The 15,607-nt window shown below is 49.6% G+C and carries 8 protein-coding genes; 1 reads left to right on the top strand and 7 read right to left on the bottom strand.

All coding sequences use genetic code 11. The annotated features are described in order from the left end of the window. Positions 1-201: 201 nt before the first annotated feature. From V8F51_RS25860 to V8F51_RS25870, 3 genes are read right to left on the bottom strand one after another with little or no spacing between them, the layout of a single operon-like run. Entirely contained in the window at positions 202-1,785 is a 1,584-nt protein-coding gene (locus V8F51_RS25860; RefSeq protein ID WP_337103383.1) for an ABC transporter substrate-binding protein, read from the bottom strand. Then, a complete protein-coding gene (locus tag V8F51_RS25865) occupies positions 1,778-3,595 on the bottom strand; it encodes a cache domain-containing sensor histidine kinase (RefSeq protein WP_337103384.1) in 1,818 nt (605 codons plus the stop codon). The genes V8F51_RS25860 and V8F51_RS25865 overlap by 8 nt, the downstream gene beginning before the upstream one ends. After that, complete coding sequence (locus V8F51_RS25870) at positions 3,592-5,193, bottom strand: response regulator (RefSeq protein ID WP_337103385.1); 1,602 nt, start codon at positions 5,191-5,193, stop codon at positions 3,592-3,594. The genes V8F51_RS25865 and V8F51_RS25870 overlap by 4 nt, the downstream gene beginning before the upstream one ends. 258 nt (positions 5,194-5,451) lie before the next feature. On the opposite strand from V8F51_RS25870, the gene V8F51_RS25875 reads away from it, so the two are divergent. Then, positions 5,452-6,339, top strand: coding sequence for an AraC family transcriptional regulator (locus V8F51_RS25875; RefSeq protein ID WP_337103386.1), 888 nt, complete (start codon positions 5,452-5,454; stop codon positions 6,337-6,339). A 123-nt stretch (positions 6,340-6,462) separates the two neighbouring features. Here V8F51_RS25875 and V8F51_RS25880 read toward each other — a convergent pair whose 3' ends face one another. From V8F51_RS25880 to V8F51_RS25895, 4 genes are all read right to left on the bottom strand, one after another. Beyond that, positions 6,463-8,775 carry a beta-galactosidase gene (locus V8F51_RS25880; protein WP_337103387.1) on the bottom strand — a complete coding sequence of 771 codons (2,313 nt, stop codon included), beginning with the start codon at positions 8,773-8,775 and terminating at the stop codon, positions 6,463-6,465. Between the two features lie 53 nt (positions 8,776-8,828). Further along, complete coding sequence (locus tag V8F51_RS25885) at positions 8,829-10,787, bottom strand: glycoside hydrolase family 2 protein (RefSeq protein ID WP_337103388.1); 1,959 nt, start codon at positions 10,785-10,787, stop codon at positions 8,829-8,831. A gap of 34 nt (positions 10,788-10,821) precedes the next feature. Continuing rightward, the gene (locus V8F51_RS25890; protein ID WP_337103389.1) at positions 10,822-14,163 is read right to left on the bottom strand and encodes a DUF5107 domain-containing protein; all 3,342 of its coding nucleotides are present in this window, start codon (positions 14,161-14,163) and stop codon (positions 10,822-10,824) included. Positions 14,164-14,356: 193 nt separating this feature from the next. Beyond that, positions 14,357-15,511, bottom strand: a complete 1,155-nt coding sequence (locus V8F51_RS25895) for a glycosyl hydrolase family 88 (RefSeq protein WP_337103390.1) — start codon at positions 15,509-15,511, stop codon at positions 14,357-14,359. Between the last annotated feature and the right edge of the window lie 96 nt (positions 15,512-15,607).

Consider the following 15,607-nt stretch of genomic DNA (forward strand, 5'->3'; position numbering starts at 1 on the left):
ATGATAACGACTGTTTCTTACGTGGATTTGCTTTCCGCTTCCCTTTCTGCTTAATGGATTGCGAACACATTATATAGCTAGGCGATATCAAAAACGTAGTATAAAAACCTATGATTTCCTTTTATTAGTTGCGTTTTAGTAAGTCATGGGCACAAAAAAAGCTCGTGCGATCGGATTTTCCGGCCGGACAAGCTTTTAAAGCTATCTTTTTTTATTAGCCATAAATAACGCAGCCTGCTGTTCAACTTCCGCTTTCACCCTGTCGATGCCTGCTGCTTTGAGCTTGGCGGTCAACGTATCGAACGCAGCGTCCATATCATCAACCGCGCCAAAATAGATCGGCTGCGCGTATTGCGTCGACACGTTTTTCAATGCGGCAATTTCGGATTTCACGTTGCTGGAGTTGAACAGAAAGCCCATATAGGTTGTCGGGACCAAATAATGTTCGATCTGCTCCTTCAGCTTGATGTACGGTTCGGACCATGTTGTCATCGGCTTGAACAGATCCTTATTCACGAACCAAAAACCGGATGCGTCGGGAGGATAGGTATTCGTCTCGGTCGTAACGCCCTCGGGCAAGCCGATCTTGCCGTCGTCGGTCATGACATAGTTGATTCCCTCAATCCCGAAGTAGGTCAGATATACATAGGCAGGCTCCTCCATAATCAGATCGAGCGCTTGCATGGCCCGCTCCGGATGTTTGGAATGAACGCCTAACGCGACTCCATTATTCAGCCATGTCGCATTAGACGATTTGCCTGACGGGTATAACATCGGGAACGGATATACCTCGATTCCTTTTTCCGCGCAAAGGGAGAACACCGACACCATGTCGTTCGAATTTCCGAACGCGACGCCTGCCTTGCCCTCGCAGAATGTATCCTTCGACCGCTCTTTGTTCGCAAACGGATTTCGATTGATATAACCTTTGTCGTACCAGCTCTTCATGATGCCGGCCGCGTACTTCTGAACGCTCAGCATTGGCTCCTCGACCATCGTCCAAAGCTCGCCGGAAGGATTCTCGATATCACTCGTGATCCCTTGCGCCAGCGGCTCGCCGGAATCAAAAGGCGCTCCGGCCCATGCGATTTTTTCAGACAATAGATAGGAATACGGCGTGGAAAGATCAAATTGGGAATCCAAGTTAAGCGGAATCATTTCCGGATAATTTCGTTTGATTTCGGCTAAATACGGTTCTATCTCGGAAAATTTGCTGATCTCGTCCATACCGGCTCGATTCATGACATCCTTGCGGAACAACGCTACATTAACTTTCCGGTCGGGGCTGGACGTTGGAATCATATACGAAATGCCATTGACAAGAGTCGAATTCCAAGCCTCCGGCGGCAGCTTGTCCATATGTCTAGGCATATACTCATTCAGCATTTCCATGCTAAGAGGCAAAAACGCCCCTCTCGTTGCTTCCGATACGTAGAAATTCCAATCGGATGCGAATATGAAATCGATTTGTTCCCCTGATTCCAACAGGAGCGGGTATTTCGACTGAAGGTCGCTCCAGCCGATATATTTCAGCTCGAGCGTCGCATTGATATCTCTTTTCAGCTTAACGTTAAGAGCTTTTAGCACCTCAGGCATGCCGGCAGGCGCTTCCCCGATCAAATAACCGACCAGCTTCACTTCCTTCTCGTTATTATTGTCCGTTATTGCCGATTCGTTCATGTTGTGTTGCTGCGAATCATTATGGCTTGAGCATCCGGATAAACAAGTCGATAGGACGATAATGATCGCCGCTAACAACAGAGTGCAATTGCCGACTCTATTCAACAGCGAGTCCTCCTTTGACGCCGAATCTCTGATCTGGCAAATGAAGCAGCACGCGAGTGCCTGCCCCGGGCTTGCTTTCGAATTTCATGCCGTACGCCGCTCCATAGGAGAGCTGCAGCCTCTCCTGGATGTTGCGCACGCCGTAGCCGCCGCTGCTTTTGCCGCTATATCCCTTTAAAACGGTTGCCAATACGGCTGCATCCATGCCAACCCCGTCGTCAGATACCGACAGAACGACGTCTCCTTTATTCTCCCAAGCGGATATGCGAATCGTGCCCTGCTCGCTGTCTTTCTCCATAATGCCATGCAAAATGGCGTTCTCTACAAGCGGCTGCAACAAGATCTTAGGCAGCTCGCAATCATACAGCTCCCGAGGCACTTCCAGCTCCAGCCGAATGCCGTCTCCGAATCGCATATTTTGAATGCGGACGTAAGCCTCGATATGCTGCAGCTCGCTCTCGAGCGTCACATATTCACGGCCGTTAGACAGGCTGAGCTTATAAAATACGGCCAATTCGTCGACGACGCGCTTAATTTCGCGGGAGCCCGATTCGATCGCCATCACATTGATCAGATCAAGCGTGTTGTACAAGAAATGGGGATTGATCTGTGCTTGAAGCGCCTTCAGCTCCTTGTTCTTCAGTTCGCGGCCGAACGTAGATTTCTCGTCGATCAGGTTCGACATATTTTGCACCATGACGTTAAAGTTGTGCGTAAGCTCCCCGATCTCGTCCTCGTTTGCGGGAAGAGAAGCGATTTCGAACTTGCCGTTCTTTACTTTGCGGACATGCAGAATTAACTGACGAATCCGTTTCGTGGCCGATGCCGATACAAAAAAAGATAACGGAAGCATAAGAGGCACAACGATCAGAAAGATAGAGATGATCCGATTTCGAGCTTTGGTGCTTGACTGTAAAATATCCGAATACGGGACGATCAACGCGACCATCATCGGCGTGTTCGGAATTTGCTCTACGCCCATCATATGGCGCTTGCCGTTCACGACATAGTTGTCGTTCGAATAGCTTGTTCCGTTCTCGGCTGCCGACATTAGCAAGCGAATATCGGATATCGGAAAATCCAGATTTCGGTTTGAATCCGCTTGACTGAGCAGTTGTCCCTGTTCGTTGAATAGATAGGCCGAAGCATGCGGCGTTAATATGGCATGATCCAAGACAGACTGCATCGCTGTCGATTTCACTTTGGCGCGGACGATGCCATCAAACTGTTTGATGTTGTGGGCATTGGGAATTTTGCGAACAACCGTAATCTCTTTGCTGTCCTCATCCTCATCCTCATCTATAGTCGTGGACGGCATCCAGGCGAATGCCGAATTCGACGCTGCAAAGCTCTGATACCAAACCTCGGACTCGTAGTTGTTCATATTTTGAAAATCGGCATTTTCCGTAGCGCCTGCCAGCCCATACCTCATAAACACTTGTATCGTTTCTATGTCATCATTGTAACGGAACTGATTGACAAGCCGCGATAATTGCAGCGCGTCCATATGCCATTTGTTTACATCCTCATATTGCTCCGAATCAGCTGAGACATAAGTTAGAACAAGCGGATTAAAGGTAATGAAATTAAGCACTTCCGTGATCGACTGCGATTTGTATTGCAGGTACGACTTCGTCTCGTCCAGCATTTTCTGGGAGGAGTAAAGCGCCGCTTCTTCGTTTTCCTTCTGCGTCATCGTAATGTGAATGAACAGCAGCAGGAGAAACGGAATCGTAATCACGAGCAAGTAAGTCGCAAAAAGCTTGTAACGGATGCTTAAGTTCGAGAAACGAATCGTCTTTCGTTTCATTTGACGGCACGCTCCCGATATTCGCTTGGGGTGATGCCCTCGCAGCGCTTGAAGAAGGTTGTAAAATAGTTCGCGTCCGTGAAACCGAGGTTCAGCGCAACCTCAAATAACTTCACGTTCGACTCGCGCAGCAGCTCCTTCGCCTTATTCATTCTCGTCTCCGTGATGAACTCCTTGATCGTCTGCCCGCGCTGCTTCTTAAAGAATGCGCATAAATACGTTTCGCTGAGCCCGACATGATCCGCAATGGACTTGATCGTAAACCCTTTTAAGTGAAAATGGGCATGAATGTAGCGGTCGATATCGCGCATCTTGCCAGAGCCTGGTGAATTGCCCTCCTCCTGGCGCTCATCCAGCAAATCAAGAAACGTTAGCACGTACTGCTCTAACGCCGACAAGCTTGATATGCGATCGATTTCCTTCCACATATAACGTCTTTCTGTATCCTCCGACAGCTCGGCCAAGCCAAGCTGAACCGCAATCTCCATAATGGCTAACAGAAACTGAAAGTACGTATCCTTCAATCGAACAATATCCAGATCCATGCGGGTGCGTGCATACGATGTCCACTGTTTCAACGTTCTCCTCCCAGCCTCCATTTCCCCTCTTCGCAGTTGATCCCTCAGACGTCGGACTTCCTCCCAATTCGTAAGCAGCGGTTCATGCCCGCCAAGCGTATCCGAGAAAATTGGATTCGCATGGTTATAATAGTACTGGAGCGAGCTGGCAAGCGACGCCAGCTTATACGATGCGGGAATACTGGTTAATTCCATGACCGGCTCGCCGATTCCTAGCTTTAATTCTATCGTTGCGCCCGCTATGCCGCTTAAAATTGTCGCTATCTGTTCAATCGTTTCTCGGCCAGACCGGTAAGCACTTCGGTACTCCCCCGGCAAGACGAGCACAAGCCGGTTGAAAGAATCAAAACCGGCAATCACCTTTAACGACAGGAGCTGCGATTCACGATTGATCGCATCCAGCATCCAGTCATGGACTGGCGTCGGGTCTTCGGGATGATCCACAGGATTCCAATAGAGGTTCGCCGCTATTACCGTATAAGGACCATGGAGCGGCAGCAGAAACGTATCTTGGCTGCGAAGAGCTGGCTCGACATGCGGAGAAGCAGGATAGTTAATCAGCTTCTTGACCATTTCTTGACGGAGATAGGGCAAGCTGCGATCGATGTCAGCCTGCAGTTGGATTTCCTCTTCCTTCTTCCTGCTCTCTTCTCCGCATAACTGAATCGCGGTTTCCACAGATGCGCGTACTTCCCCCAAAATGATGGGCTTCTCTAAATATGTCAGCGCTTTCAAATGAATAGCCGATTTTAAGTACTCTTTATCTGAAAATCCGCTCAAAAAAATAATTTTGCAATTCGGATCCGCTTCACGGTAATGACGTGCAAAGTCAATGCCGCTCATCTTAGGCATCCGCACGTCGCAAAGAATGATGTCTGGCCGCCAGTCCAGCGCCCTTTCAAGTGCAAGCTGGCCATTACGCGCCGTGTCCACCTCGCCAATGCCAAGCTCTTCCCATGGAATGTAGGTTCTTAACAATTCTCTTGTGCGAATCTCATCTTCTACAATTAACAGTTTCAAGAGAATGCCCCCTCGGAACGAGTATTTTAGCGTTAGGCTACTATTATAATTGAATCCTCGATTCGCGCCTACTTCTAATATCTATGATTATCTTTGATTTTTGCAGGTGCATAGCGGCGAATTACTTCAGTTTGCTGCAGTTATCTTTATCTCTACAGCTCACCAGCAGTTTGAATAATTTTTTTTGACAAACGCCATTTGTTGATAGATTATATTCTTATTATAAATGCTAGAGCTTTCACGAAGGACAGGTGGATCATGGATCAAATGACAACGAGCTTCGATTGGGAGAAGCTGTATGTTCTGCCTCACTACGTTCTCGATGAAGTGAAATCCCATCCGCTCACGAGAGAGGCGTATATTACCGATATTGGCTGCTTTCACCAAGCCCATAATCATTTCCGTGAAAGGCCGACGGGTTGCGATACGTATATTTTCATTTATTGCGCCGCCGGAGCAGGCTGGGTTCACACGATGAACAACGAGCGAATCCGCATCACGGAGCGGCAATTTATTTTCATTTCGGCTGGCATCCCCCATGCATACGGCGCAGATGACGAGAATCCATGGACCATCTACTGGTTTCATCTAAGCGGAACGCAAATCGCCGATTTCTTGCTTCTGCTGGATACTGAAGCGTCGCCGTCGCTGGTCATCCTGCCGGCAAGAGACGAAACGAAGTTTCTTGAGCTGTATCACCAATGCTACGATTTGCTATCGTCCAAGTCCTATTCAATGGTCCATCTCGTGGAAGTATCGCAAACGATCCGTTATTTGCTCAGCTTCGTCATTTCGATCGCCGCCCGCAAGGAAGACAGCAAATCGCAGGGCCATATTGAGAAAGCGATCCGTTATTTAAGCGAGCACCTGGAGTCATCCGTTACCCTGGACGATATCGGGCGTCACGTCCAAGTATCCAAGCAGCATCTCAATTTTATGTTCAAGCAGTCCACCGGCTATTCGCCAGTTGATTATTACTTACGCATGAAGATACAACGGGCTGGTCAGATGCTGGACCTATCCAATGCCTCTATCAAAGAAATTAGCACGATGCTCGGCTTCAAGGATCCGTATTATTTCTCGAGACTGTTTAAGAAAATGAACGGCTGCTCGCCTTCCGAATACCGTAACCAACCAAAGGGCTGAACCGCCTCGCCGCCACTGACCGCTGCATGACCGAATAAGGGATAAAAAACGAAAGCTTGGCAGAACAAATGGGACACCTCATAAGTCTAATGGCTTAAGGGTATCCCTTTTTTTGTTCGGTTGCTATTTTATTATGCGGCAGAGAGCAGCGCTATAATAAGGAATTGGCTGTATTTGATGGAATAAGGCCAATTCCACCCCTTCGAACCGCTCGACCAGTGCTTGATTCACGAACGTATGAACCGTTCCTTTGCGCAGCGGCGTGATCGCAAGATGGAGCTGACGGTTCTCGAGTTCGTCCTTGAATTGCTTCAAGCCGATCGGCCAAACTTCGCCGTAGTGAATGTGATCCGTTATGAGCCGGTTGTCCAAGTAAGCAGCTGCAACGTCCCCGTCGTATTCCACTTGCAGGAATAGATCGGACACTTGACTCGGCCAGTTCGTATCAATCTCGACGATCGCGCTTCGCTCCATCGGATGTTCGATACGGATGCTCGGCTCATAAGCCTCAACCTCAATCCGATACGACTGGAACACCCCCGCCTGCCCTGTTGACAATAAGCCATGATCCGCGGACACCTCCTCGGGTACTGGAGGAAATACGTTTATCTCCCACTGCTCCTTCCCTTCAGAAGTCATCATTAACCGTTCATTTTTCGTATAGAGTCGGCTTTCGCTGATGAAGAGCCTCTCTTCGCCCCATAGCTTGAATTTATATACCTGAAGCGCTTCTTCCCTTGTCAAAACGAGAATTTGAACGGTTTCATCATTGGCCAAAGTAACTTCCAGCGCATGCTGCTTGCCGACTAGCGGCTTAACGATGATGACATCCGTTTCGAGCGTTATGACAGCGGAAGGCTGCGACAATTGCGCCGTCGTTGCTCGGCTCATAACGATTTCGGGTTCCAAGCCTTCCTGAGCGTAGAAGACTAACACGCGCTTACTTCCACTCTCAATAGCGGTAAGCGGTTGTATGGTCGCCGACACGATGTGTACGCCGGCCATTTCGAGATGGAAAGGAAGTACCGTGCTAACTCCTTGCTTCAATGTAAGCGAGCCCTGATGCGGGAACGAAACTTTACCTTTCTCCGTCTCTAGCTCTATCCGAACGTCTTCGCGATCGGGCAGCTCCAAATGGTCCTGGAAATTGTTCAGGAACAGGAAGCCCGAACCGTCCTTCTGCCGAACGCACCAACGAAGCGATTGCTTGTCCTCCGGATGAATGTCGGATTGTCCCTCGGGAAGAACCGTTCCCATTGGCGCGATCATCGATCCGAATGCATCCATGAAGAGGGCAAGCGAGCGGATGCGATCATACGATTTGCCAACTCTGCCGAATTCGCCAAGCGGAGACTGATAATCGTAAGTGATTTTCGGCAAGCCGTATTCATTCAAATAGCCATGCTTACCTACCGGATTGGATCCGCCGTGATACATATAATACCCTAGCAGATTGCTGCCGCTCGCCAGCTTCACCAGCGTCATCGCTTCCACGCTCTCCGGGCTCACATTCGGCCTAGCCGTGTAGCTGACCTGCATCCCGCCAGCCATCTCGCAATAAGCGACCGGATAGTCCTGTGTATCGTAATTCACCGCTTCCGACGGCTTCACATGCAAGTCGCGGTAAATGTATTCACCGCTCGGCGGCTGATTCGGTATCCATGGCGTATACGCATAACCGGCAAGCATTGGCAGCGTATCCGTCTCGGGCACCGCTGCGCCTCCCCAAGCCGTAGCCGTATAGAACGCCGGCTTAATACCCGCCTCCTCGGCAAGCCGGCGAAGCTCGGCCAGATGCTCGTTGCCTCCTTTGCCGGACGACATGAATACGCCAGCTTTATATCCCCACGAATCCAGCGGGGCTCCGCAATGCATGTATTCATTCTCGAGCTGAACGCCGATAACCGGACCGCCCTCGGCAAAATACGAGCCTCGCGCTTGCTTAGCAATCTGACGATACAAACGTCTTGCGAAGAACAAGTAACGCTCGTCATTGGAGCGGATTTCCAAAGGCTTCTCGAATACCCAGTCGGGTATTCCTCCGTTTCTTACTTCGCCATGACAGAACGGTCCGATCCGCAGGATGAGGCGTAATTCATGCTTGGCGCATAAATCGATGAAATGACGCAGATTACGGCTTTCATCCCAGCGGAATACGCCCTCTTCCTCCTCATGGTAGTTCCAGAATACGTACGTGGCGATGATATTGACCCCGCCGGCTCTCATCTTCAGCAGCTCTTCCTCCCAATGCAGGTAAGAAAACCGCGAGAAATGGAACTCGCCGACGACCGGTACGATCGGTTTGCCGTTCCAGATCATAAAGAAATTTGTAAAGTCAAAGGAATCCCCTTTTGGACTCACGGCGTTGCGGTTTGCTAGTTTTCCGGGTGTGATCGCCTTGTTCGGTACATCCAAATTCAGCTTATAAGTCGCCATGCCTATTTACCCTCCCATATGCTATTTATATATATATCTATTTTCAATGCCCCTTACAGGCTTCCTTCTATAACCTTAAATCCGGTAGGACGGCATATCTCATAATAGATATCGTCCGCTCGCGCAGCACCTTGCTCAGACCATTCTATTGTCCACTGCTCACCAGGCGAGAGAGAAGGAATGAATAGCGATTGCCATTCAGACCCCGCCATCATCACCTTAAGGATATAACTTGAAACGCTATAGGAAGGGATGTCATTACGAACAGTCAGTGTGAGTCTGATAGCCTCGCTCTCCTGTGCCCTCTCAGCTTTAACGGTTATCGGCGATCCGATCTCTCGCAATGCTTGATAGGACGGCTTCGGGTTCCCGTATACATCCGTCGTCCCGTGTACCCGCTGACGCAATCGCCCTGTGCCTTCCTCTCCCATCTGCGTGCGATAATCGTTCAAGCTGAAGAAGATGAGCGCGGCAATTTGTTCATGCTTGCGATACTCTTCCGTCTTCTGCTTTAAGATTTGTATTCGCCGGGGATCTCCTCCCTCGAATGCCGGTTCGCATAAGCCGTACTCCGCTACCGTCAACGGTTTATCCGGATAGGCGGCGTTAATTCGGCCAATCACTTCGGACTCGTCCAGCTCTCCATGCCAAGTGCCGATATAATCGTTCCACATCAGCAAGTCGCCGATGCCGGTCGCGTCTTTGGAAGGGACGGTATGGATGGAATTAGACACATAGTTAATAAACCGCGTGTTGTCCATTCGTTCGATATGCGTTTTTAGCTTGTTCATATATGCAACAGTCTGTTCCGATTGACCGTTCACTTCATTGCCGATCCCCCATGCGTAGATGCAAGGATGATTAAAATGTCTCGTTATCATCGCCTCCGCATGCTGGAGGGCAACGGGCAGGAGTGCATCGCCAGGCTCATCCGGCTGCTGCCAATGCGGAATTTCCTCCTGTACAAGCAACCCGTTCCGGTCGCACCAGTCAAGCAGCTTGCTGTCCTGCTGCCAATGAAATCTCGTAATGACGCAGTTCGCGTTCTTGATTTGTTCAAGCGTTCGAATGAAGTCATCCACCGTTTCCGCCATTCCGATATGGGGATTCGAGCCCGGCATCCACTCTACCCCCATTAATCGGACCGGCTCGCGGTTCAGCAGAAGTCTGCTGCCTTCTGTCGTGATTTCCCGGAATCCTACATCGATCAGCAGTTCATCTGTGAACGTACCATCTGTTTCAAGCATCAATTGTAACGTATATAAATGGGGGTGATCGAAATGCCATAACTTAATCTGATCAATCGTAATTTCGTTTATATCAAAGCAGCCATTCTCGATATGAACTGGATAGGCTTCCGATGCAATTAGCTTGTCCTCATACAAGATATTCACATGAACGGTTGGAAGCAAGTCGCAAGGCAGACCGTTATCCCACAGCTTGATTTGACCGCTGATCGTACCACGAGAAGCGGTCATGCTTGCCTCCTCAAATTCCGGCTTCGCGATGATTTTGGCATAATCAATCGCTGTTGCACCCGTTATGATCAAGGATACACCTCGAATGATGCCGCCATCGTCCGCCCAGTCGAAGCTGTTCGACATCGGGAGCGCTTGATCACTGTTCTCGTTGTTAACGGACACCGTTAATATATTATGGTTTCCCGGCTGTACAGCTTCCGTAATGTCAATGATAAACGGCGTATAACCGGAATACTTATGTTCTCCGACCCGAATTCCGTTCAGCCATACGGTCGCATCCCGATAAACTGCATCGAACTGCAACCGTAGCAGCTTCCCTTCCAGCTCAGAGGGAACGGACAAATGATACGAATACCATGCCGTTCCCCGGTACTCCTCTAAGCCGTCCTCAACATTCCATGTATGAGGAATCTTTACCTCTCTTGCCGAATCGAGTTTATCGGCGTACCAATGATTGTGTAAGCCAATCCCGTCAGGATCAACGCGGAAACGCCAATTGTCTGTTAAGGAGATATTTTCACGATAAGACATCCTTATCCATTCCTTTCTGCCTCAGCATTCAAGATTAAGCTAAAGTCAGCTTCCGGTGAATAGCTGCACCTTGATGATTTCGATCCAATGCCAGCGCCTCATCGAATGCCTGAGCTGCTTCGTCGTTCCTCATTAATCCAAGCAAGCCAAGTCCGAGCATGAATTGGCAATGGATGCGGTTTCTATGATTCAAATCCTCTTCGAATACAAGGAAATCCGGCAACGATACGGCAAAATAATCGATCTTCACATCATCGAACATATGCTTCTCGGCAAAATCAATCAACTTGTTGAAGCGCCGTTTTGCTTCTTTCGTATTGTTCAACTTCAACCACGCCAATCCTTGATAGAAGATCATCTCAGGCGGCTGGTCATTATAGTACATGGCGCTTGCCGGCTCTTCAAGCCCTTGCGACGCGGCTGCGAAAGCTGCGCTTGCTTCCTTCTGCCGTCCTTGCGCCTCAAGCGCGCAGCCAAGATAATAATAGATATTGTTTTCCTGCGCGCCTTCAAGCTTCGCTTCGCCTAGATTAACCGGATTTTCAAGCGCCTTGCGCAGCATCTGTTCCGCCTCTGCATACTGTTTCTCTCCGAGCGCCCGCTTCGCCAGCTCGACATGAGCTTGGATATATTGTCCAAGCGTCTTGCCTTCTCCGCCCTCCCACGGATGGAACTGGCGCGCTGCGAGCAGCCCCGCTGCCTCCTCGTACAAGCCCAGCGTATTGTGAAGCGCCACGAATTCGATATACAAATCATCGCGAGCCTGAACCAACGGGGTCTCCAGCTTCAGCTTAGCAAGCCTTTCCTCTGGCGACACCTGAATCTTTTTATACAGCTGATCCAGCTCGTAGAACACCCTAGCATCCTTTTTGTCGCATGCGAATGCCGCTTCTAACGAGACTCTAGCCTTCTCCGGCTCGCCTTGCTTGTTATAATAGGCAAGCGCGAGGTTCCGCTGTACAACAGAGAACGAAGAATCAATCGTTGCGGATGCTTCCCACTGTGCGATCGCATCTTCAGGGCGTTTCTTGTCGTAGTACCAATTTCCTAGGAAATAATGAGCTTTGGCCGAGCTCGGCTGAAGACGAACGGCGAACTCCAATACTGAAAGGTCGAACAGCGTATTCGGGAAACAATATTCGGGTGCAACAGTCTCGCCCGCGTTCAAGTGCTTCCATGCAAGGTCGTTTTTCCCGATTTTAGCGTAACAGTAGCTTAACGCATAATGAATCATTGGGTACGCGTTTGCTTGTTCATCAGGAGCGGCTAGATGCAATACCTCTATCGCTTCTGCATAAAGGCCGGCACACGCGTAGTCGGAAGCTAAGGCGATATAGTTATGAGGATCATTGCGCAAAAGCGCGGTCAACTCGCCAAGGGCATGATCTGCTCCATCAGGATCTCCTGCAAGCCGGCTTGCCAGGAACCTTTCATGATACGCGCCGAAGTCGGCGATATCGAGACCAATCGTTTCCAACGCGAAAGCCTTCGCTTCGTCCAATCGGCCGAGACGTCTCAATAGAGCCGATCTAAGATCCCTTGCTTTGTAATGGCGCGAGTTCCGAACCAAGGAACGGTCGACCAGCTCGAGCGCTTCTTCGTACGAACCCTTCTCCGCGGCGATCTGGGCCAGCGAGAAGTATCCGCTATCTTGCCAAGCCGCTGACCACACCGCTTTGTAAAATGCGGCGAACGCTTCTTGCAATCGCCCTTGTTCCTTGAGCGATACGCCAAGCTGATAATACGCTTCGCTGTCATAAGGATTTGGGTTGCGCCAGGTCAAGCTTGAAACTGCCTTACGGAAATGCTCCTCGCTCTTCGTGAACAATCCCCTGCGCAGCAGCAGCGTACCGTAAGCGACATTAATTCGAATATCCGATTCGTCCCGCTTCAAGCCTTCCAAGTAGTAGGCTTCCGGTTCGAACGTGGCGTGACGGTATTGTTCCAAATGCAGACCTGCCAAGTAAAGCTGCTCATTCGTCCGAATATCCTTCGGCTCAGGCAATGGCTTCGCCGCTTCTGGAATTTCCTCGATTTGTTGTTTCTTCGGTTGATAGCCAACCAATAACTTGCCTGAAGCATCCTTTACCGTTAGCCTGAGGTCATGCTCTTCGTCGTTCGCGTGCAGTGGAACCGTTGCCGTAAACGTGCTGCTCGGCGACAAATCTGCACATTCCTTAACGTAATTTCTATTCCGGCTGACAAGCTCGATCGTCAACCCATCAATAGAGGAAGTCGTATAAGCTTGAATAGTAACCGTTCCGGTTGCCGCGTCTATCTCCAGATTGACCGCCGCGTCTATTGTCGCGTTTTTGACAACCCCGATATTTTTGTAAGGCATAAAGTATTGCTTGAACGATTTCTCTTCAAACGGCTGAAGCCATGTAAAGTCGGGCTGATTGTCCGTATACACCCCTGTCATGAGCTCGATGTACGGTCCGTCCTCGTCGGTGAGGCTTCGATCCCATGCTTGGCCGAACTCGCCGTTCCCCCACGTCCATTGCTTCTTGCCGGGTGAAATATGATGGTTGGCGACATGCAGCAAGCCCGCCTGCACGGAATGATCGTAGCCGCCTACGAAATTGAAATCCGACTTGTAGGCCATATAAGAAGTAGGAACGGGAATGTTCTTATATCTCGAAATATCGACGCCTTCCGAATAATCCATTTTGTAATAGGTGCCGGAAGCGATCGGAAACTTGGAAACGTCGCGCTTGCCATGGTCGAATACCGCGTGAACGTCTGGCGGGAATACCGATTGGGTATGATCGTTCACGGCTACAGCCGGGTTAGCCCACCAAAGGAATGTCTGCGGTTCTTGCGTCCGATTGTACAGCTGTGCATGAATTTCCAAATAAGCCTTCCCCGGATGAAGCGTAAAGCCTGCGGTCACTTTCGTGCCGTACATACGGTCAATTTCGCTCACCCATACGGTAGCGCTGCCGTCCGCGTTTTCGGTCATCTTGTATTCTACCGGCCCGAACGTATTCGGACGATGATGCTGCGGCCAGTTAAACTCGATGCCGCCGGAAATCCAAGGTCCTGCAAGGCCTACAAGCGCAGGTTTGATAACCTGATTGTAATATACGAAGTCATAAGCGTTCGTCTTATCGACAGCCCGATAAATTCTGCCGCCGATTTCAGGCATAATCTCGATTCGTAAATATTCGTTTTCCAATACGACAATCTTATATGGCTTGAGCTGCTTCTCGTCTTCAATCTTATCGATGACTGGATGCGGATATACACGTCCAGAGCTTCCCTGATAGACACGTTTCTCTAGAAACATTGGATTTTTATCGGGTTTACCAACTCCGTAAGTCGGTATTTCCACGACTTCTTCCCATACGCGGCAATTCACCGTTTCCTGACTCATAAAACTCACTCCCTATAAGCATTTCAGCTGAATGATTGACTTCCAATACCTATAACTTTACAGGATAACGGGACTTCAAACCATTAACCATATTCGGAATGTGATGGATTATATTTTGATTTTGTATAGAAAAAATAGACGACACAGCGAAGTGTCGTCTACATGTATGATTATAATTATTTCAAGATGTGCTTTACCACAAATACAAGTCATTGCCCTTCAGCTTAAAGATCGCTTCCATGAAATAATAGTCTCCGTAAATAATCGGCTCGTGATGCGCTTTGGCGTAATAAGCTGCTGACCCCTTCTGCACCAAACTATCCGATGCCACCGTCCAGTCGATTCGCGATTCGAGCGTCTTTAGAAGCTTGACTGCCGTATCCAGATAGACGCCTTGCTCATATTGCCCCACCGCCTTCGCGATCTCAATCAGTCCGCAAGCGGCAATCGCAGCAGCCGTATCATCCTCCAGCCTCGGTACGGCTGGCTGTCTGAAGTCGACCGGAATGACGCCGTCTGCCGGAATATTCGCTATGAAGTAGTGTGCGATTCGCTTAGCCGTATGCAAATATTCCTCTTTGCCGGTATGGATATAACTCATCATGAAGCCGTACAGCGCCCAAGTCTGGCCTCTCGTCCAGGATGAACCTTCCTCGTAGCCTTGCCCGCCGTAAGTCTTAACGACACCGCCATTGAAAGGATCGAACTCAACGATATGGTTCACCGAACCGTCCGGTCTGACGAAAGCCGTCATTGCCGTGTCCGCATGTCTCATGGCAATCTGCTTGTAACGGGGATCGCCCGTTTCCTCGGTTGCCCAGTACAGCAACGGAATATTGAACATACAATCGATGATTGCCCAACCTCTCGTATCGCCTTCGTTCAGATCGTTCCACGCGCGGATGAATCCTCCCGCCAGATTGAAGCGGCCAGCCAACAGGTTGGCTGCGTGAAGCGCTCTTCTGCGGGAATCGGCGTTCTGCGTTACTTTATAGTTGGCTACGCTAGTCGGCAGCCACATGAAGCCGACATCATGATGCAGACCATAATAATCCTCAAAGCATTGATCCAGCTTCACTTCGGAGATTTGCGCGATTTCCTTGTATTTCTCATTGCCCGTCTCATGGTGCATCAGCCACATCATGCCGCCCCAGAAGCCATTCGTCCACCAGTTGATGCCGTCTGCATCCGCCCCGGATGGATTATCGACACCTCTATCGTCATGCGTACCGTTAACGGTCGTGTACGGAATTTTATGTTTCGATTTCTCGCTGACCCAATCCATCTTGGCCGTAATCTTATCGATGACTTCTTGCAGCCAATCTTGTTGCTTATTTGAAACCAACATATAATTAACCTTCTTTCCTATGAGGTGTAGTTGTCATAGGCACATTATAGCTCTCTAAATCCGCTAGTAATGTAGGTATATTAACCAAAAATATTG

It is taken from the genome of Paenibacillus sp. YIM B09110, assembly GCF_037167145.1.
Classification (GTDB): domain Bacteria; phylum Bacillota; class Bacilli; order Paenibacillales; family Paenibacillaceae; genus Pristimantibacillus.

Excerpts from the sequence above, each read along its gene's own strand:
- V8F51_RS25880 (WP_337103387.1), bottom strand. The coding sequence starts at position 8,775 with ATGGCGACTTATAAGCTGAATTTGGATGTACCGAACAAGGCGATCACA.
- V8F51_RS25875 (WP_337103386.1), top strand. The coding sequence starts at position 5,452 with ATGGATCAAATGACAACGAGCTTCGATTGGGAGAAGCTGTATGTTCTG.
- V8F51_RS25885 (WP_337103388.1), bottom strand. The coding sequence starts at position 10,787 with ATGTCTTATCGTGAAAATATCTCCTTAACAGACAATTGGCGTTTCCGC.
- V8F51_RS25865 (WP_337103384.1), bottom strand. The coding sequence starts at position 3,595 with ATGAAACGAAAGACGATTCGTTTCTCGAACTTAAGCATCCGTTACAAG.
- V8F51_RS25890 (WP_337103389.1), bottom strand. The coding sequence starts at position 14,163 with ATGAGTCAGGAAACGGTGAATTGCCGCGTATGGGAAGAAGTCGTGGAA.
- V8F51_RS25895 (WP_337103390.1), bottom strand. The coding sequence starts at position 15,511 with ATGTTGGTTTCAAATAAGCAACAAGATTGGCTGCAAGAAGTCATCGAT.